This is a genomic window from Ruegeria sp. BE3, assembly GCF_056538865.1.
This window is the reverse complement of the sequence record NZ_JBQFTW010000001.1, coordinates 1,226,182-1,246,745: the sequence shown is the minus strand read 5'-3', so window position 1 is coordinate 1,246,745 and position 20,564 is coordinate 1,226,182. Positions and strand designations below refer to the sequence as shown.

The following is a 20,564-nucleotide window of genomic DNA, read 5'->3' as shown; positions in this document are numbered from 1 at the left end:
CATCGGTTATGGGGGTGCGGCCCCCTTGGATCAAGGGGTTAGCCCTGATCGGGGGTGTCGTCTTTTGCCAGAGGGTGGTGTTCAAGCACCAGTTCTGACAGGCGTTCATCTAGCACGTGAGTGTAAATCTCGGTCGTGGCCACATCCGCGTGCCCCAGCAGCGTCTGGATCGAGCGCAGGTCAGCCCCGTTAGCCAACAGATGGGTCGCAAAGGCGTGGCGCAGCGTATGCGGTGTGACTTTTTCGGGCGAAACGCCACCCTCAACCGCCAGATCCTTGATCAGCAGAAAGAACATATGCCGGGTCAGATGACCGGATTTCCCGCGCGAGGGAAACAGGAAGCGCGAGGTTTGGCCGCCTTTGGCTACTGTTTGTTCTTCGGCCTCGTCCCGTACCACCAGCCAGACAGCTAGCGCATCGCGCGCGTCTGGGGACAGTGGCACCATCCGCTCTTTCCCGCCCTTACCAAGCACCAACAGCATGCGCGGATCGCCACGGGCGGAAGAAACCGGCAGTGAGACCAGTTCGGTTACGCGCATGCCGGTGGCATAGAGCAGTTCCATCAGGCAGGTGTTGCGCACCTTGTCTGCCTGCGTCCTTCCGGTACGGCGTGCGGCAGCGAGCAGCCGGTCAACTTCGATCACGTCCAGCGTTTTGGGCAGGCGTTTGGCGCGGCCCGGGCCTTTGATCTGGATCGCCGGGTTGGTTTCGCGCCAGCCCTCTTCGAATGCAAAGCGGTAGATCTGCTTGATCGCCGACAGTCGTCTTGCGCGCGTGGAACGGGAAAGCCCCTGTGCATCGCAGTCGATCAGATAGGTCTCGATCCTGTCCCGGTCCGCGTCTGCGAAATTGGTTTTGCGACGTTCAAGCCAGCCCGAGAAATCCTTGAGGTCGCGCCCATAGGCCAGAAGCGTGTTGGTGGCAGCGCCAAGTTCGGCTGCTTGTGCTTCGAGAAAAGTGGAGATCCACAACTCCTGTGAGGCAGGCGCGGCCATACTCAGGTCCCGTTGAGGATCATCAACTGCAGCGCTGCCCGGCGAGCAGTGTCTTCGAGGCCCACGCGGCGGAACGCGGCGATCGCGGCGGTCAGATCGACCAGATTGCCACGCGCACCATGGGCGAACAGCTGCATCGTTTCCAGAATGGCCTCCCCCAGCTGATCGTTGTTCAGCAGCGCATTGATATCCGAGGGGATCGGCGCAGACCATGCGAACCCTTCCGAAATTGCATCCGCCAACGGAGTGGGCGCTTCGGCGCGTCCGGGATCGCCAACCGCCAGAGCAGCCAGGAACGCATTCGCATCGGAACCGTCTGGCGCAGCCTGCGCGGCGTCTTCATAAAGTTCAGACAGTAACAGAATCCGCCAGCGCAGATCCTCGGCGGAGGGATTTGGCAGCGTCAGCGGGGCGAGCTGCGGGGCAAAAAGCTCGGCAAAGGCAACCTCAAGGCCTACGGTCTGCATCTGTGACCATGCAGCGGTCAGGGTCTTGGCAATCGCTTTGGGGTTTCCGGTATTCAGCGCGGTCTCAAAGCGTTGGATTGCGGCGACACGATCCCAGACCGCGCCTGACGCAGCAGGAGAGCGCTCTGTGTAAAGACCCAGTAACTGGTTCGGCGTGAGCGCACCGATGCGGGTCAGACGTTCGGCCGCCTCAACCTGCGCTTTCCATCCGGCCACGTCCCGCAGGTCTGCATTGGCGAATGCGCGGGGCAGTGAGGCGGTGGGCAGGCGTTCACCGATGGCTTCGAACAGGCGAAATGTCAGCGGGTCAGGGTTTTCAGGCTGAGGTAGATATTCGGCGTCTTCAAACAGCTCGGGGCTGAGGAAACGGTCGAGCAAGGCAAGCTCGTCATCGGGCAGAACCTGAAGCGCATGCGCGGCTTCAAGCGTCAACGCGGCCGACGCCCAATCTCCACGCCGGGCTTTGCAGAAGATCTGTGCGGCGTAATCTCGTGACAGATGCGGCTGCGCGATGAGCGCGGTGCAGCTGCGATCCTCGTCCCCGGTCAGCAAAGTCGCATCGAACCAGCGCTTGAAGCGGTCCTGCGTGTCGGTCGGCCCTGCAAGTTGCACCAAGGATTGAACCGGGTCCGATGCGCCCAGTTGCATCAGGCGGTCCAGTCGTGCCTTCAATAAGGTATCCTGCGACTGCGTGCCCGAAGGCGGGCGCGCCTCGGTCAAAAGCAGGGTGAACAGCAGGCGCTGCATCGCGGGGTTGGCCTTGACCGGTACACGGGCAATCAGTTCTGCTAGGCGTTCAGGTTCGCTACCTTGCCATAAATCCACTGGCAGGCCGGTTACGGAAGATGGCACCAAACCCAACGGCGGTGACAGCGCTTCAAGCGGGGTCACCTGCACTTCGGGTTGCAACCCGGTCTGGGTCACTGGCGGCTCCAACAGAACGGTGCCAGGCAGATTCTGGGGCGGATCGGTCAGCCAGTCGATAACCGACAAGGGCTCTGACGTTTGTGCCTGGGCGGTTCCGGCAAGAATAAGCGCCAGCAAGGTGGCTCTAGTCGGCATTCAGAGTGACCGGTTCGCGGATTTCGCTTTGGGGCGCAGAGAAGTCTACACCAAAGAATGGCCCGACATATGCATACCCGATCAGCCCAATGAATCCCAGGCAGATGAGGTATATCAGGAACTTGATCAAACGGCCCATGGGTGAACGCTGCCTCAAATTTTGGTTTTGCCCAAGTTATAACTGGCATTTTTTCCAAGATCACGTCATTCACGATGAAATGAGCGAAATTAAGCATAACCCGTCGCGCCCCGGCACCTCTGATCGGTTTCGATTGCACAAAACCGTTGTTTTGGTTGGCATGATGGGCGCAGGAAAGACGGCTGTGGGGCGTGCATTGGCGGCGCGTCTGGGTGTGCCGTTTCTCGATAGCGATGCCGAGATCGAATCGGCGGCCAATATGACCATCCCCGAGATATTCGCCCGCGATGGCGAACGCTTCTTTCGCGGCAAGGAAACTCAGGTGATCGGGCGGCTGCTGGATGAAAAGCAGAAGGGCATCCTGTCAACGGGGGGCGGGGCGTTTCTAGCTGAGGGCAATCGGCAGATGATCTCGGACCGGGGTGTTTCGGTCTGGTTGCGGGCTGATCTGAATGTGCTGTGGAATCGCGTTAAGCATAAGGACACGCGACCCTTGCTGCGCACCGCGGATCCCTATGCGACATTGCGTGATTTGTATCAGGCACGCGTGCCCGTTTATGAACAGGCCGATCTGGTCGCAGATTCGGATGGCGAGACCGCGATCGAAGATATGGTGGACCGGGTTGTAGCCGCGCTTGAGACGCGCCCGGATGTTTTGGAACGGAATTAATGCATCAGACCGTACATGTAGATTTGGCCGAGCGTTCTTATGATGTCGAGATCGGCCCGGACCTATTGGCGCAGGCCGGCGCGCGTATCGCACCGTTGCTGCCGCGCCCTCGTGTTGCGGTTCTAACGGATGAGAGGGTCGCTGGTTTACATCTGACTGCTCTGCAAGATGGGTTGGCCACCTCCGGTATCGAGATGACGGCACTGTCGCTTCCCGCCGGAGAGGCCACCAAAAGCTGGCCGCATTTCGAACGTGCGGTAGAATGGCTGCTGGCTGAGAAAATCGAACGCAACGATGTCGTCGTCGCGCTCGGAGGCGGTGTAATTGGTGATCTGGCAGGCTTTGCCGCAGCGGTGATGCGGCGCGGTGTACGGTTCGTACAAATCCCAACTTCTCTACTGGCGCAAGTCGACAGCTCGATCGGAGGCAAGACTGGGATCAATGCACCTCAGGGTAAGAACCTGATCGGAGCGTTTCACCAACCCTCGCTGGTGCTGGCGGATACTGCCGTGTTGGGAACACTGACGGCGCGCGATTTTCTGGCCGGTTATGGCGAAGTGGTGAAATATGGCCTGCTGGGGGATGCGGATTTCTTCGATTGGCTCGAGCGAAATGGTCCAAGCCTGCTCTCTGGCGATATGGCAGCTCGCGTTCAAACAGTAACCAGATCGGTTCAGATGAAGGCGGATATCGTTGCCCGCGATGAAACTGAACAAGGTGATCGCGCGTTGTTGAATCTGGGCCATACCTTCTGCCATGCGCTGGAGGCGGCGACTGGCTATTCCGACCGTCTTTTGCATGGTGAGGGTGTCGCCATTGGCTGCGCGCTGGCGTTTGAGCTGTCCTCGCGGTTGGGGCTGTGTTCGCAGGAAGACCCGAGCCGCGTGCGGGCGCATCTGCGCGCCATGGGCATGAAGACCGACCTGGCAGATATTCCCGTAAAGTTGCCGAGCGCTGAGGCTCTGGTCGATCTGATGGCTCAGGATAAAAAGGTGGTCGATGAGCAGCTGCATTTCATTCTGGTGCGTGGCATCGGGAAGGCGTTTGTCACATCGGACGTTCCGAAGGACGCGGTGATCTCAGTGCTCGAAGACGCGCTCGAGATGTGCTGACTACGCGGCTTAGCGCCCTTGTATGATCATCAGCTCGCCGATATTCTCGCGGGTGATATAGCCGACCATCTTGCCAGTTGTTGTGCATACCGCAATGGCTGGCGCACCCTCGTGTAACGCGTCCAGAACCTTGTTCAGCCCACTTGTCAGGGAAACCTTGGGTATGTTGGGCTCAACAATCGAAAGGGCCAGTTCCGAGCGTGGGTGATCGCCTGCAAGCGCGGTAAACAGGCGGTCTCGAGTAACAAACCCCAACAACTCGCCTTCATGATCCAGCACAGGAAACTCATGCTGTGTTGTATGGATGACGGCCTGCGCTGCGGTTGCCAGCGTATCCTCGGGCGAAAGCGCGTGGAATTCGGTGATCATCGCGTCGCGCGCCTGAACCCGCCGCGCGACTGAGCGCATGGCGACATCCTGACTCTCGGCATTGGCGGCGACGAAGACAAAGATTGCAATCAGAACCAAGATCGGATTGCCCGATGTCAGCCCGAGGAACCCCAATCCAATCGCAACAATCTGCCCGCCGACTGCTGCGAAACGGGTTGCCTTGACCCGATCCATCTTCAGGCACAGCAAGGCGCGAAACACGCGTCCTCCGTCCATTGGAAAGGCCGGGATCAGGTTGAATGCGGCTAGCAGCAGGTTCACATAGGCCAATCGGGTCAGTAGATCTGCATGCGTTGATTCAATCTGAGCGAAGGTTTCAAGCTGCGTTCCAGCGCCGAGTAATACCAGAACAAGCCAGATCGCCACGTTCACGGCGGGCCCGGCGAGCGCGACCCATACCTCTTGCAACGGTTTTTCCGGCATTCTTTCCAACCGGGCCAGTCCGCCGATCGGCAAAAGCGTGATGTCGGGGGTTCGAATGCCATAACGTCGGGCCATCAAGGCGTGGCCGAACTCATGAGCAACCACACAGGCAAACAGGGCCAGAACGAACAGAAGATTGTGGATGGCAGCGTGTAAACCTCCGCTGGAATAAGCGGCGAATCCGACCCATGCCAACAGAAGGAAGAAGGTGACATGGACCCTCAGTTCCGAACCGAGTAATCGGCCGAGCGAGAAGGACCATGCCATTTTTTATCTCCGTCTTGGTTTAGAACGGGATTTCGTCGTCATCGATCCCGCCCGATGCGGGGGTAGGGGCGCTGGATTGACTTCCATATGGGTCGCCATAGCCACCGCCAGCTTGGCCGCCGCCATAACCTCCGCCGCCACCGCCGCCGCCTTCACCGCGACCGTCCAGCATTGTCAGCTCGCTGCGATAGGGCCGCAGGACCACCTCGGTCGTGTATCTGTCTTGGCCCGATTGATCCTGCCACTTCCGGGTTTCCAGCTGTCCTTCGATATAGACTTTACTGCCCTTACGCAGATATTGCTCGGCAACCCGGACCAGAGGTTCCGAGAAGATAGCAACCGAGTGCCACTGGGTCCGGTCCCGACGTTCTCCGGTATTGCGGTCTTTCCAGGTTTCGGACGTCGCGACGCGCAGGTTGCACACTTTTCCACCATTCTGGAACGACCGCACCTCAGGGTCGGCACCGAGATTGCCGATCAGAATGACTTTGTTGACTGAACCTGCCATATATTCCCTCGTTCTTTTCGTCATGGATTGCGCCCGAATCTGGCGCATTGTTCTGTTGGTGACCCTATACGGGCCGGGTCTTGGTTGAAACACAGTGCAACGTTAAGCGGGAAAATATTAGCATGATCTTTACCAAGCTTTCATTTCCAGCTGATTTTACTATAATCCGTCTGGTTGTTGAGCGTGCAGGATTAGCATTAATGCGTTTTCTGGTTGGTGGTCTTTCGATCTTGAGTATTTGTCTAGTGGCCTCGGTTGCACAGGCACAGACACTATCCTCGAAGAACCGCAAAGACATTTTCCTGAAACAGTCCAAAGTTCTGGATAATCGCGCAGCCACGCAATATCGCGGGTCGGAACGGCTCAAACCCAAGACCGAGCGCGGAAAGTTCTCCAAACGCTATACCGGCAACTATCGGGGGCAATTTCTGGAACATGCCCGGAAAGCTGCCCGTCAACACAATATCCCCGAGGATTTGTTCCTGCGTCTTGTACAGCAGGAAAGCGGTTGGAATCCGGCTGCCAAGTCACATAAGGGGGCATTGGGCCTTGCCCAGCTGATGCCGCAGACGGCGCGGCTGCTTGGCGTAAACCCGCATGATCCGATTCAAAATCTGGAGGGCGGCGCTCGGTATCTGTCGTGGCAGTACCGTAAGTTCAAATCCTGGCCATTGGCGCTCGCGGCCTACAATGCTGGGCCGAAAGCTGTCGAGAAGCATGGCGGTATCCCGCCATATAAAGAAACCCAGAACTACGTGAAAGTGATCTGGGGCGGATAACCCTACGAAAAAAGGCCGGTATTGAACCGGCCCTCTCTTCTGATGTTGTGACGGCTTATTCCGCCGCAACTTTGATGACGGGCTCCATGCGCGCCAGTATGTCTTCAGCCAGATGGCATTTGACCTGATGGCCGTCCGCCAGCGTCTGAACCGGCGGCACATGGGATTCGCAGCGCCCGTCCGGCACCTCGGATTTCCAGCGACACCGTGTCTGGAACGGACAGCCCGGCGGCGGATTCATGGCCGAGGGGATGTCGCCTTCAAGCACGATATGCTGTTTCTCAACCGACGTATCCGCGATGGGAACAGCACTCAGCAAAGCCTCGGTATAGGGATGATAGGGCGGGGCGAAGACCTGATCGGTCGTACCCAGCTCGACCACATGACCCAGATACATCACCATCACCCTGTCGCTCAGATAGCGTACGATTGACAGGTCGTGGCTGATGAACAGCAGCGTGGTTTTGTGTTCCCGCTGGATTTCCATCAACAGGTCGGTCACCGCCGCCTGCACCGACACATCCAGCGCCGAGACAGGCTCGTCCGCCACAACAATCCGAGCGTCACCGGCAAAGGCGCGCGCGATACCTACACGTTGCTTCTGACCACCAGACAGCTGGCGCGGCATCCGGTCGGCGAAAGCGCGCGGAAGCTTCACAAGATCCAGCAATTCCAGCATCCGCTTCTTCCGCTCGGCCTCAGAATTGCCAACACCAAAGATCTCAAGCGCCCGGATGATCTGGCGACCCACTGTCATCGATGGATTCAACGTGTCGAACGGGTTCTGGAACACCATCTGAACCTCGCCAACGGTTTTGGCGTCGCGCTCTTCAATGGGCACGGCTTCGATGTTGCGATTGTCCAGCAGGATCTGCCCGTCAGTGGCTGTCTCAAGCCCCATCAACACTTTCGCAAACGTGGATTTGCCACAGCCGGATTCACCCACAATGGCAAGTGTCTCGGATTCATGCGCCTCGAAACTCAGCGTTTCGTTGGCCTTGACCACCTTGGTTTCGCCGCCACCGAACAGCGCATTCGCGGCAACCTCATAGTATTTTTTGAGGTTGTCCATCTTCAGAACAGTCCGGCCGATTTCTCCTTTTTCTTTCTGCTCTCCCACAGCGATCGGAGCGTTCCAGTCGATCTCCTGGAACTTTAGACAGCGCGTGTGATGCCGGTCATTACCGGGCACGGCTTCCATCAAAATGTCCTTGGCGTCACAACGCCCTTCCTCAAAGTAATCGCAGCGCGGTCCAAAGTTGCAGCCCGGAGGCCGTTCATGGGGCAGGGGGAAGTTCCCCGGAATGGCCACCAACGGACGCGAGTTCTTGTCGGCCCCAGGCAATGGGATCGAGCGGAACAGCGCCTGCGTATACGGATGCTGCATCTCGTCAAACACATCCTTGATCGAGCCGCGTTCGACCGCCTCACCCGAATACATCACACAGAGCCGGTCACAGGTTTCCAGCACGAGCCCGAGGTTGTGCGAGATAAACAACATCGACGTGCCGTATTTCTTGCCCAGATCCTTAACCAGTTCGACCACCGCGGCCTCAACGGTCACGTCCAGCGCGGTCGTCGGCTCATCCAGGATCAGCAGTGCCGGTTTCGACATCAGCGCCATCGCAATCACGATCCGCTGCTGCTGACCGCCGGAAAGCTGATGTGGGAACGAACTTAACATCCGCTCGGGATCGGGCAGGCGGACATCGGTCACAACTTCAAGGGCGCGCGCATAAGCCTCTTCGGCGCCGACGCCCTCGTGGATCATCGGAACTTCCATTAACTGCTTGCCGATCTTCATCGCCGGATTCAGCGAGGCCATCGGCTCCTGATAAATCATCGCGATCTCATTACCGCGAATGTCGCGCAACTCTTCGGTGGTCATCTCACTCAGGTCGCGACCCTTGAACTTAATCGAACCACCAACAATCCGCCCGTTCTTGCCGAGGTCCTGCATGACCCCAAGCGCCACAGTGGATTTGCCGCAACCGGATTCACCAACCAGCCCCACAGCCTCGCCGGGCTGTACGCTGACCGAGAAATCCATCACAGCGGGGATTTCGCGAAGACGGGTGAAAAACGAAATCGAAAGCTTGTCGATCTCCAGAATTGGCCCGTCATAGTCTGCCAGTTTGTTCATCTTGTTACTCCTCGCGAGAGTCCGGGGCATCCCCTTCATCTGGCTAAAAATATCCCGGGGGTCCGGGGGCAGAGCCCCCGGTCTCGATCACAATCAGTCCTTCAGACTTTCTTCGCGCAGACCATCCGCCAGCAGGTTCAATCCAAGAACCAGCGACAACAAGGCCAACGCGGGTGGAAGGGCCGGGTGCAGGTAGATCGACAAGAGCTTGCGCCCTTCGTTGATCGTCGAACCCCAATCCGGGCTTTCCGGGGGAAGACCCAGCCCGAAGAAACCCAAGGTTCCCAGAAGGATGGTGGTGTAGCCGATGCGTAGACAGAAATCGACGATCAGCGGACCCCGCGCATTGGGCAGGATTTCCCACAACATGATGTACCAAGGACCTTCGCCGCGGGTTTGGGCAGCAGCCACGTAGTCACGGGTTTTGATGTCCAGTGCCAGCCCGCGCACGATGCGGAACACCGTGGGCGAGTTCACAAAGACCACCGACACAAACACCACCAGAATGCCGCCCGGAATATCGAACAAATCCAGATAGGTCGGTAAACCCCAGATGCGGTAGCTGTCGGTGCTGATGATGTAGCCCCCCGTCGAGATCAACGAGAGATAAAGCCAGAGCGCGACACCCAGAACCCCAATCAGCAACGGCGTCCGGAAGTTTGGGCGCGTGTAGTAGCGTGAGTTCAGCAAAACGCCGAGGAAGATTATCGGGAATACGAACAGTACCGCTGCCATATAGTTCGGCACACCGGTTGCCACGATCTCGGGTGTGACCAACAGGTAGAACAGCAGGATCACCGGGAAGGCGAGAATCAGGTTGGCCAGGAATGACAGCAGCGTGTCCAACCGACCACCGTAGTAGCCTGCGGGCAGACCCAGAGTGATACCGACCATGAAGGCAAACATCGTCGCCAGTGGCGCGATCTGAACAACGATCCAGGCACCTTTGACCATACGGCTAAAGACGTCTCGGGCCAGGTTGTCCCCGCCCAGCAGGTACCAGGCGTATTGGCCGTCCTCCAGATTGGGCAGAGGCGTACCCGGCACCTTGTTCTTCATGCCTGAAATCTGCGCCAGCGGATCATGAGTGACGATAAGATCGAGCGCCCCAAAAATCCCTGTGAAGACCCAGAACATCACAAGGCCGAAACCGATCATGCCGATAGGGCTGTCGAACAGCTTGCCATAAAGGCCCAGCTTGCGTTTGAACGCGATTGACATCGCATAGAGGATAATCAGTGACAGCCATACCGGCAGGAACTGTTGGGATATGGCACCGATGATGCCGGCGCCTGTGCCCATCAGAATGCCCAGCACGATGTAGGCGACTGCAAGTCCCACGCTGGCCAGAAAGCTGTAGCGTAGTGCAGCCTGTATCAGGTTCCGAACGCTTGAGCTTGAGGTCAACGTGCCGTCCGGGTTCACCGTCATCTGGTCCTCGGGTAGCACAATGCTGGCCAGCATCCAGACGACGATGGACAGCACCATAAGCCCAAGTGCCAAGGCCAGCAGCGGATTCAGGAAGGCGATAGAGCCGGTCCAGGTAAGTGGTTCCATGATCTAACCCTCCTTATGAAATGCGGATGCGCGGGTTGAGGTAGACATAGCCGATATCCGAGATCAGCTGCGTCACCAGCACCACAAAGACCGACACGACCGAAATCGCCAGCAAGAGCTGGATGTCGTTGTTGCCCGCCGCCTGAACCAGCGCCCAGCCAAAGCCTTTGTAGTTGAACAAGGTCTCGACGATCACAACGCCGTTCAGCAGCCACGGGAACTGCAGCATGATAACGGTGAAGGGTGCGATCAGCGCGTTGCGCAGCGCGTGCTTCATGACGATGTTCGGGAAGGACACACCTTTCAGACGTGCGGTTCGGATATACTGCGCCGTCATCACCTCGGTCATCGATGCGCGGGTCATCCGGGCGATATAGCCCATCCCGTAAAGCGCGATGGTTAGAACCGGTAGGAAGAAGTTCTCAAACGTCGGGTTCTCCATCGCTTGAGTTGCGGTACCTTTGAACCATTTCAGACCGACAGCAGAGGATGTGAAGATCGCAATAAAGATAACGCCTGACACATATTCTGGTGTCGCTGTCGTGGTAATGGCAAAGGTCGAAAGTGTCCGGTCAGTTGCCGAGCCTTCTTTCATGCCTGCCAAGATGCCGAGGATCAGCGCCGAAGGGACCATCAGCAGCATCACCCAGAGCATCAGTCGACCGGTCAGAGCGAGCCTGTTGCCAACCACGGTTGAGACCTCGTCCTTGAAGACGGTCGAATATCCCCAGTACCCCTGCAGAATACCGCAGAAATTGGGGGACTCTTCGGCAGTTTTGCCCGGCAGAATGCATCTGCCCTGAACCGTGCCGTCCTCATTCGTGTAGCGAAACGAAGGCAGGACACCCAACCACTCGCCATATTTGATCGGCGTGGATTGGAGGTAACCGTTTTTTTCGAGATAGCTCTCGACTTGCTCATCCGACATCCGGAAATTGCCTTGCGTCTTGGCAAGTTTTTCGAGGTTCGGATAGAGATTGGTCAGAAAGAAGACCAGGAATGTCAGACATAATGCTGTCAAAAGCATGATGCCTACGCGCCTTAGAATGAAAAGTCCCATATTAGCCCCTGTTGGTCGGCCTGCGTGAACTGCAGATTACTTCAGGCATCGCTGATTTTTTGTCGCCGTGTTCAGGACGAAAAGGCCGCGCCAATCGGCGCGGCCCCTGTTTCTTGGGTTAGGATGTCAGGCCGAACTTATACAACTGCGGTAGGTCCGCGATGTGTTTTTCGACGCCGACCATGTTGTCACGATGGTGGCGCATCGCGGTCCGCCAGTACGGCTGGATGGTCACACCTTCGTCAATCATGATCGCCTGCAACTTGGCCATCACCTCGCGGCGCATGTCGACATCCGCGATCGAGTTCGCCTCGGCCAACAGCTTATCGAACTCTTCATTGGCGAAACCGGACTCGTTCCACGCCACACCCGACTTATAGGCCAACGCCAGAACCTGAGTGCCCAGCGGGCGGTGGTTCCAGTTGGTCGATGAGAAGGCGTATTTCGTCCAGTCGTTCCAGAAGGTCGAGCCCGGCAGAACCGTGTGCTTGGCCTTGATGCCCGCGTCGTTCAACTGGGCGACTACAGCAGCGGTGGTATTCCGGCGCCAGTCATCATCGATGGACTGAACTTCGTGCTCGAAATCACCCATGCCGGCTTCGTCCATCAGCGCCTTGGCCCCTGCGGGATCGTAAGGAATACGGGTTATCGCTGAATCGTATTCGGGGTGCATCGGGCCAACATGGCAGTTGTCTGCCGGGATACCGTAACCTGACATACCCAGCTCAAGGCACACTTCGTTGTCGACCGCCATGGCCAGAGCCTGACGTACACGCTTGTCGCCATAGATCTTGTTGCCGTCCGCATCTTCCGCCAGCTGGTTCGGACGGATTACGATCGTGAAACCCGACGGGATTTCCGAACGAACAAGGCCAATGCCGTCAAAGATGTCGACGAATTCACCAACCGACTCCCAGTTCATGTCGATCTCTTCGGCCTCATAGGCGGCCAGGAACGCGGCCGGATCGGTGCCGTAGTCGATGAATTCGATCCGATCGATATAGCCACCTTTGCCGGCCTCATAGCCCCACCAGTCGAAGTCTTCGTTGCGGACAAGAACGCCTTTGACGCCAACTTCGTGGCTTTCAGGGATCATGAAACCGGTGCCGACAGGGTTGGAGAGCATGTCGTTTGCGTCAAAGCTGCTGTGGACGATGGCACCCGGATAGTCGGCCATACCTGGGATGATGGTGATATCCGGTGCGCTACACTTCAGCTTCACAGTGTGCGAGTCGACAACGGTGATCGCACCGTCTGCAGCTTTCTGAGTGCTATCGTCGATCAGCGACGCCATGCGGGACGCCATCGAGTTGCCCTCAAGCGATGCGTCGCACCAGCCTTCGATGTTGCGCGCCACGTCTTCGGCAGTGAAGTCGTCGCCGTTGTTCCACTTGACGCCTTTGCGGACGTTCAGAGTGTACTCGGTCGCGTCGTCATTGGCTTCCCAGCTTTCCAGCAGCATTGGCTTGAACGAGCCGTCATTGTTGTATTCGACAAGATACTCCAGCCAGCCTGCGGTGAAGGTCGCAATCTGCGTCCAGTCATAAGTCCGCGGATCCTTGAGCGCGCGTACTTCCATCTGATAGCGGATTGTGCCACCGCGCTGCGCCTCTTGCGCGGCAGCCGGTGATTGAAGGCCGATCATCCCGTAAGCGGTCGGAACGGCCACGCCCAGCGCAGTGACACGAGCCAGAAATTCGCGGCGATTCAGGTCGCCATTACGATATTCCTGCGCGTGCATCTCTGCCGCCCAATGCATCGGCTTTCCGTTGATTGTCTGATTTTCCATAGATGTCTCCCTGTGACACTGAATTTTTTTGGATTTTATAGTGCGGATTTATTGATCTTGACCCTGGTGTCGCCGGTTCTTGCCGGTTATCTGGGCCGCGCACTCTATTTCTGGATTTCTGAACATCCCCATGCGGGCATTCGGCACCAGTTTTTTGCTGCCGTCAATGTCGGAAATCGTCATCATTTGTACAAAAGCGACATCCGAAAGGAAAGTGCAATGGATAGGGCGTCAATCTGAAACTTGCCTGTGCAGTCGCGCCGACATCGTCGAATCTGTGATTGCTCGCAAATTCGGTTGATGGTCAAGCTTCTGTTATTTCAATGTTTTTGACCAAATGATCTAAATTGCGGCATTCAACCGATGCCAGGCCTTCATCCGAGCCCGAAACCAGGTGCGCTGCCGTTTGGCGAACTGACGTGTCGCAATCCTGGCCCGTTCGCGTGCGTCAGTCAGCGACATCCGGTCGTCAAGATATGCGAACAGTTCAGGTACGCCGATTGCCTTGAAGGCGGGCAGGGCGGGGTCATAGAGATCGCGCATCGCAGCGACTTCTTCTATCGCGCCCTGTTCCAACATCTGGTCAAATCGGCGATTGATCCGGTCCAACAGCCAATCCTTTTCGGCGTCGAAAACGATCGGGACAGTATCCTGGAGGTTCAGGACCGGCGGCGGGGTATCGGCCTGCCATTCCGACAAAGGTCGGCCAGTGGCGTGCTGAACCTCCCACGCGCGCTGAACGCGGGCGCGGTTGCGACGGTCCAGTCTCGCAAGCGTTTCGGGGTCCACACCTTCGATCAACTCTTCCAACGACAATGCATCGGCTTGTTCCCGGATTTCAGGCGGAGTTGCAGGGATGTCGGCCATACCCTCAGTCAGCGCCGAGAAATACAGGCCCGTTCCGCCGACGATGATCGCGCGCGTCTTGCTCTTCAACAGCGGCGTGACCTCGCGGACCCAATGCCCTGTTGAATAGGTCTGATCCCAAGCGACATGGCCATAGAGCAGGTGCGGCGCGCGCGCCTCCTCCTCGGACGATGGCCGGGCAGAGATGACGCGCCAGCATTCATAAACCTGACTGGCATCTGCGTTCACGATTACGCCACCGAAACGCTCGGCAATCATCAACGCCAGCGCGGACTTGCCCGAGGCTGTCGGGCCTGCAATCAGCACAGGTTTGTTATCCGGAATCGAGGGCAGCTGGCTCCATAGCCGGTCAGCGGTCGTGTCGGCCATTGTTACTTGCCCCATTCCTGACTATCCGCATTGAACCTGCGGAAGTTTTGCTTCATTTTGCGCCGGAAAATAACCCCGTGCCAGCCCGGAGCGCAACATGACCCTTCCCTCATCCGTCGAGACCCCGAAAACAAAGTACAATCGCGTCATGTTGAAGATATCGGGCGAGGCATTGATGGGGGATCAGGGATTCGGTCTGCATCCGCCTACCGTCCAGCGCATCGCGCAAGAGGTCAAATCGGTCCATGATCTGGGTGTCGAAATCTGCATGGTGATCGGCGGAGGTAATATCTTTCGCGGCCTCAGCGGATCAGCGCAAGGGATGGAGCGGACGACCGCAGATTACATGGGCATGCTGGCCACGGTCATGAATGCGCTGGCCATGCAATCTGCGTTGGAGGCGGTAGGGGTCTTTACCCGCGTTATCTCGGCCATTCGGATGGATGAGGTCTGCGAGCCCTACATTCGCCGCCGGGCTGTGCGTCACCTCGAAAAGAAAAGGGTCTGCATCTTTGCTGCGGGCACCGGCAATCCTTATTTCACCACGGATACCGCCGCCACGCTACGCGCCAATGAAATGGCGTGTGAGGCCATTTTCATGGGTAAGAATGGCGTGGATGGGGTTTACGACAAAGATCCCAAGACCAATGCAGATGCAGTCCGCTATGACACCGTCAGCTATGACGATGTTCTGGCCAAGCGCCTACGCGTCATGGATGCCTCAGCCATCGCTTTGGCACGCGACAACAACCTGCCCCTTATTGTTTTCGGTCTGGATGAGCCCGGTGGATTCCGGGGTATCTTGGCTGGCGAGGGCACTTATACCAAGGTGCAAGGCTAAAGGATCAGGCCGGGCGATTACGCCCGGCCATTTTTGTCAGGTCTGGCCCTCAAAGAAGCCTACAGAATTCCCGTCGGGATCCGTGGCATAGAAAAAGCGTCCGGCGGGGATTTGTACGGGGTCCGAGACCACTTGTCCGCCGCCGCGTTCAACCCGTTTCATAACATCTTCCAGGCGACCGCTGGCGGCCAGATGCAGGGTTGGTCCCTGACCGTTTTCTGCAGGTTTGCCGGGATACAGATGCAGAGCGACACCCGTATCAGGGTCTGCGGGTTTGAAAACCGCCATTGGGGTGGGACAGTTCGGATCAAGCTGCAGGTCGGCTCCGGTCACGTCGGAATAAAACGCGATGGCTTTGTCCAAATCACGGACGGGCAGTTCACCCCAGACCAGAAAATCCTTTGGAATATAGTTCATTATCGTACCTCATGGAATTCAGGGTGGTCCGAGTGTTGCATGACCTGATGACAGGTTGTGGCATCAGATCAGCGGCTTGACTGAATGAGAATCCTCTGGCTAGTTGACGCGGTCAATCGGGTGAACGCGTTTCACCCGAAGGGCTGCCGACGATCCCTCAGCGCAGCGATAGGGGCGCGGCTTGGCTGGAAGACCTGCCATGTTTTCGGAACGGTCCGGGATCATGCGCGGATCGTCCGCCAAGATGTGGACGCTGACTGAGGAGAGACGCGGGATGACATCCCTTGATATCGATTTTGTGCGGGCGCAGTTTCCCGCCTTTGCCGAGCCCAGCTTGCAGGGGCAGGCGTTTTTCGAGAACGCTGGCGGTTCTTATACCTGCAAGCCGGTGATCGACCGCCTGTTTCGGTTTTATACACAACGCAAAGTTCAGCCTTATGCGCCTTACGAAGTCAGCCAGCTTGCAGGGGCCGAGATGGATGAGGCCCGCACCCGCTTGGCTGCGCTGATGGGGGTCGAAGCGGATGAGCTGAGCTTTGGCCCATCGACCACACAGAATACTTACGTGCTGGCGCAGGCCTTCCGGCAATGGATGCGGCCGGGCGATGCCGTTGTTGTCACCAATCAGGATCACGAGGCAAATTCCGGCCCGTGGCGTCGGCTGGCGGATGACGGCATCGAAATCCGTGAATGGCAGATCGACCCTGAGACCGGCTCGCTGAACCCACAGGATCTTGAGAACCTGCTGGACGACAAGGTCCGGTTGGTTTGCTTTCCGCATTGCTCGAACGTGGTGGGTGAGATCAACCCGGTGACCGAGATCACTGCGATTGCACACGCCGCAGGCGCGTTTGTCTGCGTCGATGGCGTATCTTATGCGCCGCATGGATTGCCGAATGTCGGTGATCTGGGCCCGGATATCTATCTGTTCTCGGCCTACAAGACATATGGACCGCATCAGGGCCTTATGGTCATCCGTCGCAGCCTGGGTGAGATGTTGCCCAATCAGGCGCATTATTTTAACGCAGCATCGCTTTATAAACGGTTTACTCCGGCTGGCCCTGATCATGCCCAGATTGCGGCCAGCGTGGGTATGGCCGACTATTTGGATCAGCTTTGCGCTCATCATGCCGGGCCAGATACCGGTGCCGCTGCGCGCTGCGCATTTGTGCACGACCTGATGCGTGCGCATGAGGTGACGCTGCTTCAACCGCTGCTTGATGCAGTGAAGGACCGAAACACCCTGCGTCTGATTGGACCCTCGGACGCGACACGCCGCGCGCCCACGGTTGCTTTGGCGCTGAACACCGCGGCTGAACCTGTTGCCGCCGAACTCGCCAAATATGGCGTCATGGCCGGAGGTGGCGATTTCTACGCTGTCCGTCCCTTGCAGGCGATGGGCGTCGATCCTGAGCAGGGTGTCTTGCGGCTCAGTTTCACGCATTACTCCACAGAACAGGAAATTAGTCAGCTTTTGGAGGCGCTTGATCGCGTTTTGTGATCCACTATCTGTCCCGTTTCGTACACTGAAGAAAACACGGGTCGGATATGGCAACAGAGCAGCCTGCAGTCATTCTATGGTTTCGCCGCGATCTTCGGCTTTGTGATCACCCCGCACTTCACGCTGCGGTCCAGTCGGGTGCCCCGATCATTCCCGTTTATATTCTGGATGATCAGGTTCACGCCCTCGGCGCGGCACCAAAATGGCGTTTGGAGAAGGGTCTAGAGGTTTTCTCGCGCACTCTCAAAGACGTCGGTAGTCGTCTGATCCTGCGCCGGGGTAGCGCTCTGGACGTTCTTCAACAGCTGGTGACCGAAACCGGTGCCCGCGCAGTTTACTGGACGCGGGCCTATGATCCCGGGGCAATCGCGCGAGACAAGCAGATCAAATCCACGCTTTCAGAGCAGGGGATCGAAGTACGCTCGTTTCCCGGAAATCTGTTGTTCGAGCCTTGGGCTGTTGAAACCAAGGCAGGTCAGCCTTTTCGAGTCTTCACTCCGATGTGGCGCGCAGTGCGAGACCGGGACGTACCGCCACCCGAACAGATGCCCGTCCGGGTACCGGCACCACAGAACTGGCCGTCGTCAGATCTGCTGTCCGAGTGGCAGTTGGATCGAAGGATGCAGCGCGGAGCGCGCATCGTCGGTCGGTATGTAAGGGCAGGTGAAGACGCGGCCTTGGATCAGCTAGCTGCATTTCTGGACCGCCTCAGCTTCTATTCTGATCAAAGGGATCGGCTGGATGTGGCTGGCACTTCTGATCTCTCCGAATACCTCTCGCTCGGAGAAATCGGTCCACGCACGGTTTGGCACCGGGTGCAGGCGGCTGCTCAGATGGGTGCCTCAGGGGCCGAGGCTTACTTACGGCAACTGGTCTGGCGTGAGTTCGCCTATCACCTGATGTACCACTGGCCGCATCTGTTGTATCGCAACTGGAAGCCGGAATGGGACGCATTCCTCTGGAACACCGATCCGGACAGGCCCGAGGTTCAGGCCTGGAAGCAGGCGCGGACCGGCGTTCCGCTTGTGGATGCCGGGCTGCGTGAGATGTATGTGACTGGCCGAATGCACAATCGTGCGCGGATGATCGTTGCAAGTTATCTGACCAAGCATCTGACAACGCATTGGAAAATTGGAATGGACTGGTTTGCCGATTGCCTGATTGACTGGGATCCCGCTGCGAATGCGATGGGGTGGCAATGGGTGGCAGGTTCGGGCCCGGATGCTGCACCCTATTTTCGGATATTCAACCCGGACACGCAACGAGAACGCTTTGATCCAAATGCCAAATACCTGGATAGATGGATCGCGGAAGGGCGGGCTGAGCCCTCGACAACTGCACTGAGCTATTTCGAAGCTATTCCCCGATCCTGGGGTTTGTCGGCACAAGAAAGCTATCCGAAACCGGTCGTGTCTTTGACCGATGGGCGTGCCCGTGCGCTGAGCCTCTATGAACGTCGCAAAAACCAGTAAGGAACTGAAAACTTGCCAGAAACCGAATCCCGTCCTAGCCTGAACCCGCAACCGCAGAGGGGAGAGCGGATGTTTCTGACGTCCACAGATGGGCAGGACAACCTGCCGAGGTATTTTGCGCAGGTCTTCAAGATGCTGAAGCGGATGGAGTCCGGGCGGCTTGATATCGCCCTGCCGGATGGCCGCGTTTTCCGCTCGGACGCGCCCAAGCCCGGCCCTGTTGCCCATATCGACATACATGACCCGGATGTTTTTGCGCGCCTTGTACGAGAGGGCGAATTGGGTTTTTCCGATGCTTATCTTGAAGGCGACTGGAGTACGCCCGATCTGCGCAGCTTCATGGACCTTGTGCATCTCGGAACGGAAACAGTCTATGATGATTTCACCGGAAAGTTTCTGGTTCGCGCTTATGAACGCCTGAGGTTCTGGTTGCATCGCAATCACAAGTCGCAGGCAAAAAAGAACATCTCATACCACTATGATCTGGGGAACGAGTTCTACGGTTTGTGGCTGGACGACACGATGACCTATTCCAGCGCAATCTTCGAAACCGGGCAGGAGAGCCTGGAAAAGGCGCAAACTGCGAAATACGCCAGCCTGGTGGATGAGATGGAGGCCAAACCTGGTGACCATATCCTTGAAATCGGATGTGGCTGGGGTGGGTTTGCCGAGTATGCTGCCAAGGAACGCGGCCTGCGCGTGACCGGCCTGACCATAAGTCAGGAGCAATTGAAGTTTGCACAAGAACGCATTGATAAGGCAGGGCTTTCTGATCTTGTGAAATTCAAGCTGCAGGACTATCGCGATGAACAGGGACAATATGACGGGATCGCATCGATCGAGATGTTCGAGGCCGTAGGTCAGAAGTATTGGCCTGTCTATTTTGACACTGTGCGTGATCGTTTGAAGCCAGGAGCGCAAGCGACCCTTCAGATCATCACGGTCGCGGATCATCGCTGGGACGTTTATAAGAACGGCGTTGATTTCATTCAGAAATACATCTTTCCCGGGGGTATGCTGCCTGCGCCGACGATCCTGAAAGAACAGATCGCACAATCGGGGCTGAGTGTTGTGCGCTCCAAGGAGTTCGGCAAAAGTTATGATCTGACGCTTCGGCGCTGGTACGAGACGTTCAATGCCAAATGGGATGAGATCGCGGACATGGGCTTTGATGAGCGTTTTCGCCGCATGTGGAATTATTATTTGACCGCGTGTGGCGCAGCCTTTGACACCGGCAATTGTGATGTGACACAGATCACAGTAGCCAAACCGAGTTAAAGACGGAAAAACCGAATGCCTACAGCCTCACGTCTTATTGCAGCTATTTGCCTGCTGGTGGTGGCGTTTCTCGTGTCGGGTATGGTGATCAGCAACGGGGAAGAGGGCAAGGACTATGGGTATTTTACCTATGTCAACATGGCCCTCGGGGTTGTTTGCGGTTGGGTCGTTATGGGCAAGCGCGCCGGGCGCGGTTGGACTGCCGGGATCAATAATGGTCTGACCGGAGTGGCTTCCCTGGTGTTCTGGGGTCTGTTCGTGCAGGGCACTTACGAGATGTTCAGTCAGGCGATGCGCCATCGATACGGGGGGCCGTTTGAGGCGCTGCTCGCGATTTTCAAGCTCGGCGTAGAGTTTGGCCAGCAACTGCTGGCACCTGAGATTCTCTGGACCTTTGCGATCGGTGCGGTGATCAGTGGCATACTGACCGAAATCGCCTTCCGCCGCTGGAAATAAAC

General features: G+C 57.4%; 21 protein-coding genes. 10 read left to right on the top strand and 11 right to left on the bottom strand.

The window, feature by feature from the left end; translation table 11 throughout:
• Window positions 1–38: 38 nt before the first annotated feature.
• Genes ACR0AZ_RS06220 through ACR0AZ_RS06210 form a run of 3 tightly spaced genes read right to left on the bottom strand, consistent with a single transcriptional unit; the run spans window position 39 to window position 2,663 of the window.
• Window positions 39–995, bottom strand: a complete 957-nt coding sequence (locus tag ACR0AZ_RS06220) for a site-specific tyrosine recombinase XerD (RefSeq protein ID WP_480470018.1) — start codon at window positions 993–995, stop codon at window positions 39–41.
• A gap of 2 nt (window positions 996–997) precedes the next feature.
• Window positions 998–2,524, bottom strand: coding sequence for a hypothetical protein (locus tag ACR0AZ_RS06215; RefSeq protein ID WP_480470017.1), 1,527 nt, complete (start codon window positions 2,522–2,524; stop codon window positions 998–1,000).
• Window positions 2,514–2,663 (bottom strand): hypothetical protein, encoded by a 150-nt coding sequence (locus ACR0AZ_RS06210; RefSeq protein ID WP_480470016.1) that lies wholly within the window; start codon window positions 2,661–2,663, stop codon window positions 2,514–2,516. Before ACR0AZ_RS06210 ends, ACR0AZ_RS06215 begins: the two co-directional genes overlap by 11 nt.
• Window positions 2,664–2,742: 79 nt before the next feature.
• Here ACR0AZ_RS06210 and ACR0AZ_RS06205 point away from each other — a divergent pair, with 79 nt between their 5' ends.
• Both ACR0AZ_RS06205 and aroB read left to right on the top strand, forming a co-directional pair.
• The gene (locus ACR0AZ_RS06205) at window positions 2,743–3,333 is read left to right on the top strand and encodes a shikimate kinase (RefSeq protein WP_480667025.1); all 591 of its coding nucleotides are present in this window, start codon (window positions 2,743–2,745) and stop codon (window positions 3,331–3,333) included.
• The gene (gene aroB, locus ACR0AZ_RS06200) at window positions 3,333–4,445 is read left to right on the top strand and encodes a 3-dehydroquinate synthase (RefSeq protein WP_480667024.1); all 1,113 of its coding nucleotides are present in this window, start codon (window positions 3,333–3,335) and stop codon (window positions 4,443–4,445) included. The genes ACR0AZ_RS06205 and aroB overlap by 1 nt, the downstream gene beginning before the upstream one ends.
• Window positions 4,446–4,454: 9 nt before the next feature.
• On the opposite strand, the gene ACR0AZ_RS06195 is transcribed toward aroB, so the two are convergent.
• The gene (locus tag ACR0AZ_RS06195) at window positions 4,455–5,525 is read right to left on the bottom strand and encodes a site-2 protease family protein (protein ID WP_480470013.1); all 1,071 of its coding nucleotides are present in this window, start codon (window positions 5,523–5,525) and stop codon (window positions 4,455–4,457) included.
• Window positions 5,526–5,544: 19 nt separating this feature from the next.
• Complete coding sequence (ssb, locus tag ACR0AZ_RS06190) at window positions 5,545–6,033, bottom strand: single-stranded DNA-binding protein (protein WP_480470012.1); 489 nt, start codon at window positions 6,031–6,033, stop codon at window positions 5,545–5,547.
• A gap of 200 nt (window positions 6,034–6,233) precedes the next feature.
• On the opposite strand from ssb, the gene ACR0AZ_RS06185 reads away from it, so the two are divergent.
• Window positions 6,234–6,812: a lytic transglycosylase domain-containing protein gene (locus ACR0AZ_RS06185; RefSeq protein WP_480470011.1), complete on the top strand. Its 579-nt coding sequence runs from the start codon at window positions 6,234–6,236 to the stop codon at window positions 6,810–6,812.
• Between the two features lie 55 nt (window positions 6,813–6,867).
• On the opposite strand, the gene ACR0AZ_RS06180 is transcribed toward ACR0AZ_RS06185, so the two are convergent.
• The 4 genes from ACR0AZ_RS06180 to ACR0AZ_RS06165 form a co-directional block, all read right to left on the bottom strand.
• Window positions 6,868–8,955, bottom strand: a complete 2,088-nt coding sequence (locus ACR0AZ_RS06180; RefSeq protein ID WP_480470010.1) for a dipeptide ABC transporter ATP-binding protein — start codon at window positions 8,953–8,955, stop codon at window positions 6,868–6,870.
• A gap of 93 nt (window positions 8,956–9,048) precedes the next feature.
• Window positions 9,049–10,512, bottom strand: coding sequence for an ABC transporter permease (locus ACR0AZ_RS06175; protein WP_480470009.1), 1,464 nt, complete (start codon window positions 10,510–10,512; stop codon window positions 9,049–9,051).
• 13 nt (window positions 10,513–10,525) lie between these two features.
• The gene (locus ACR0AZ_RS06170; protein ID WP_480470008.1) at window positions 10,526–11,572 is read right to left on the bottom strand and encodes an ABC transporter permease; all 1,047 of its coding nucleotides are present in this window, start codon (window positions 11,570–11,572) and stop codon (window positions 10,526–10,528) included.
• Window positions 11,573–11,690: 118 nt separating this feature from the next.
• Entirely contained in the window at window positions 11,691–13,361 is a 1,671-nt protein-coding gene (locus ACR0AZ_RS06165; RefSeq protein ID WP_480470007.1) for an ABC transporter substrate-binding protein, read from the bottom strand.
• 12 nt (window positions 13,362–13,373) lie between these two features.
• Between ACR0AZ_RS06165 and ACR0AZ_RS06160 the strand changes: the two genes are divergently transcribed.
• Entirely contained in the window at window positions 13,374–13,601 is a 228-nt protein-coding gene (locus tag ACR0AZ_RS06160) for a hypothetical protein (RefSeq protein WP_480667022.1), read from the top strand.
• A gap of 102 nt (window positions 13,602–13,703) precedes the next feature.
• Here ACR0AZ_RS06160 and miaA read toward each other — a convergent pair whose 3' ends face one another.
• Entirely contained in the window at window positions 13,704–14,597 is an 894-nt protein-coding gene (gene miaA, locus ACR0AZ_RS06155) for a tRNA (adenosine(37)-N6)-dimethylallyltransferase MiaA (protein WP_480667142.1), read from the bottom strand.
• 97 nt (window positions 14,598–14,694) lie between these two features.
• Between miaA and pyrH the strand changes: the two genes are divergently transcribed.
• Entirely contained in the window at window positions 14,695–15,438 is a 744-nt protein-coding gene (pyrH, locus tag ACR0AZ_RS06150; RefSeq protein ID WP_480470004.1) for a UMP kinase, read from the top strand.
• A gap of 36 nt (window positions 15,439–15,474) precedes the next feature.
• Here the strand turns inward: pyrH and ACR0AZ_RS06145 are convergent, their stop codons facing one another.
• Window positions 15,475–15,855, bottom strand: a complete 381-nt coding sequence (locus tag ACR0AZ_RS06145) for a VOC family protein (RefSeq protein ID WP_480667021.1) — start codon at window positions 15,853–15,855, stop codon at window positions 15,475–15,477.
• Between the two features lie 84 nt (window positions 15,856–15,939).
• Between ACR0AZ_RS06145 and ACR0AZ_RS06140 the strand changes: the two genes are divergently transcribed.
• From ACR0AZ_RS06140 to ACR0AZ_RS06120, 5 genes are all read left to right on the top strand, one after another.
• On the top strand, window positions 15,940–16,116 hold the full coding sequence (locus ACR0AZ_RS06140; RefSeq protein ID WP_480667020.1) for a hypothetical protein: 177 nt from the start codon (window positions 15,940–15,942) through the stop codon (window positions 16,114–16,116).
• A 13-nt stretch (window positions 16,117–16,129) separates the two neighbouring features.
• Window positions 16,130–17,356 carry an aminotransferase class V-fold PLP-dependent enzyme gene (locus ACR0AZ_RS06135; protein ID WP_480667018.1) on the top strand — a complete coding sequence of 409 codons (1,227 nt, stop codon included), beginning with the start codon at window positions 16,130–16,132 and terminating at the stop codon, window positions 17,354–17,356.
• Between the two features lie 47 nt (window positions 17,357–17,403).
• The gene (locus ACR0AZ_RS06130) at window positions 17,404–18,828 is read left to right on the top strand and encodes a cryptochrome/photolyase family protein (protein WP_480667017.1); all 1,425 of its coding nucleotides are present in this window, start codon (window positions 17,404–17,406) and stop codon (window positions 18,826–18,828) included.
• 69 nt (window positions 18,829–18,897) lie between these two features.
• Complete coding sequence (locus tag ACR0AZ_RS06125) at window positions 18,898–20,106, top strand: class I SAM-dependent methyltransferase (RefSeq protein WP_480470001.1); 1,209 nt, start codon at window positions 18,898–18,900, stop codon at window positions 20,104–20,106.
• Window positions 20,107–20,121: 15 nt separating this feature from the next.
• On the top strand, window positions 20,122–20,562 hold the full coding sequence (locus ACR0AZ_RS06120; RefSeq protein ID WP_480470000.1) for a TrgA family protein: 441 nt from the start codon (window positions 20,122–20,124) through the stop codon (window positions 20,560–20,562).
• Window positions 20,563–20,564 lie beyond the last annotated feature (2 nt).

Bases quoted from the DNA above. Each gene is read 5' to 3' on its own strand.
- ACR0AZ_RS06180 (WP_480470010.1), bottom strand. From the start codon at position 8,955: ATGAACAAACTGGCAGACTATGACGGGCCAATTCTGGAGATCGACAAG.
- ssb (WP_480470012.1), bottom strand. From the start codon at position 6,033: ATGGCAGGTTCAGTCAACAAAGTCATTCTGATCGGCAATCTCGGTGCC.
- ACR0AZ_RS06165 (WP_480470007.1), bottom strand. From the start codon at position 13,361: ATGGAAAATCAGACAATCAACGGAAAGCCGATGCATTGGGCGGCAGAG.
- ACR0AZ_RS06125 (WP_480470001.1), top strand. From the start codon at position 18,898: ATGTTTCTGACGTCCACAGATGGGCAGGACAACCTGCCGAGGTATTTT.
- ACR0AZ_RS06215 (WP_480470017.1), bottom strand. From the start codon at position 2,524: ATGCCGACTAGAGCCACCTTGCTGGCGCTTATTCTTGCCGGAACCGCC.
- ACR0AZ_RS06170 (WP_480470008.1), bottom strand. From the start codon at position 11,572: ATGGGACTTTTCATTCTAAGGCGCGTAGGCATCATGCTTTTGACAGCA.
- ACR0AZ_RS06140 (WP_480667020.1), top strand. From the start codon at position 15,940: ATGAGAATCCTCTGGCTAGTTGACGCGGTCAATCGGGTGAACGCGTTT.
- ACR0AZ_RS06220 (WP_480470018.1), bottom strand. From the start codon at position 995: ATGGCCGCGCCTGCCTCACAGGAGTTGTGGATCTCCACTTTTCTCGAA.
- ACR0AZ_RS06130 (WP_480667017.1), top strand. From the start codon at position 17,404: ATGGCAACAGAGCAGCCTGCAGTCATTCTATGGTTTCGCCGCGATCTT.
- ACR0AZ_RS06145 (WP_480667021.1), bottom strand. From the start codon at position 15,855: ATGAACTATATTCCAAAGGATTTTCTGGTCTGGGGTGAACTGCCCGTC.
- ACR0AZ_RS06185 (WP_480470011.1), top strand. From the start codon at position 6,234: ATGCGTTTTCTGGTTGGTGGTCTTTCGATCTTGAGTATTTGTCTAGTG.
- aroB (WP_480667024.1), top strand. From the start codon at position 3,333: ATGCATCAGACCGTACATGTAGATTTGGCCGAGCGTTCTTATGATGTC.
- ACR0AZ_RS06210 (WP_480470016.1), bottom strand. From the start codon at position 2,663: ATGGGCCGTTTGATCAAGTTCCTGATATACCTCATCTGCCTGGGATTC.
- ACR0AZ_RS06205 (WP_480667025.1), top strand. From the start codon at position 2,743: ATGAGCGAAATTAAGCATAACCCGTCGCGCCCCGGCACCTCTGATCGG.
- miaA (WP_480667142.1), bottom strand. From the start codon at position 14,597: ATGGCCGACACGACCGCTGACCGGCTATGGAGCCAGCTGCCCTCGATT.
- ACR0AZ_RS06175 (WP_480470009.1), bottom strand. From the start codon at position 10,512: ATGGAACCACTTACCTGGACCGGCTCTATCGCCTTCCTGAATCCGCTG.
- pyrH (WP_480470004.1), top strand. From the start codon at position 14,695: ATGACCCTTCCCTCATCCGTCGAGACCCCGAAAACAAAGTACAATCGC.
- ACR0AZ_RS06195 (WP_480470013.1), bottom strand. From the start codon at position 5,525: ATGGCATGGTCCTTCTCGCTCGGCCGATTACTCGGTTCGGAACTGAGG.
- ACR0AZ_RS06120 (WP_480470000.1), top strand. From the start codon at position 20,122: ATGCCTACAGCCTCACGTCTTATTGCAGCTATTTGCCTGCTGGTGGTG.
- ACR0AZ_RS06135 (WP_480667018.1), top strand. From the start codon at position 16,130: ATGACATCCCTTGATATCGATTTTGTGCGGGCGCAGTTTCCCGCCTTT.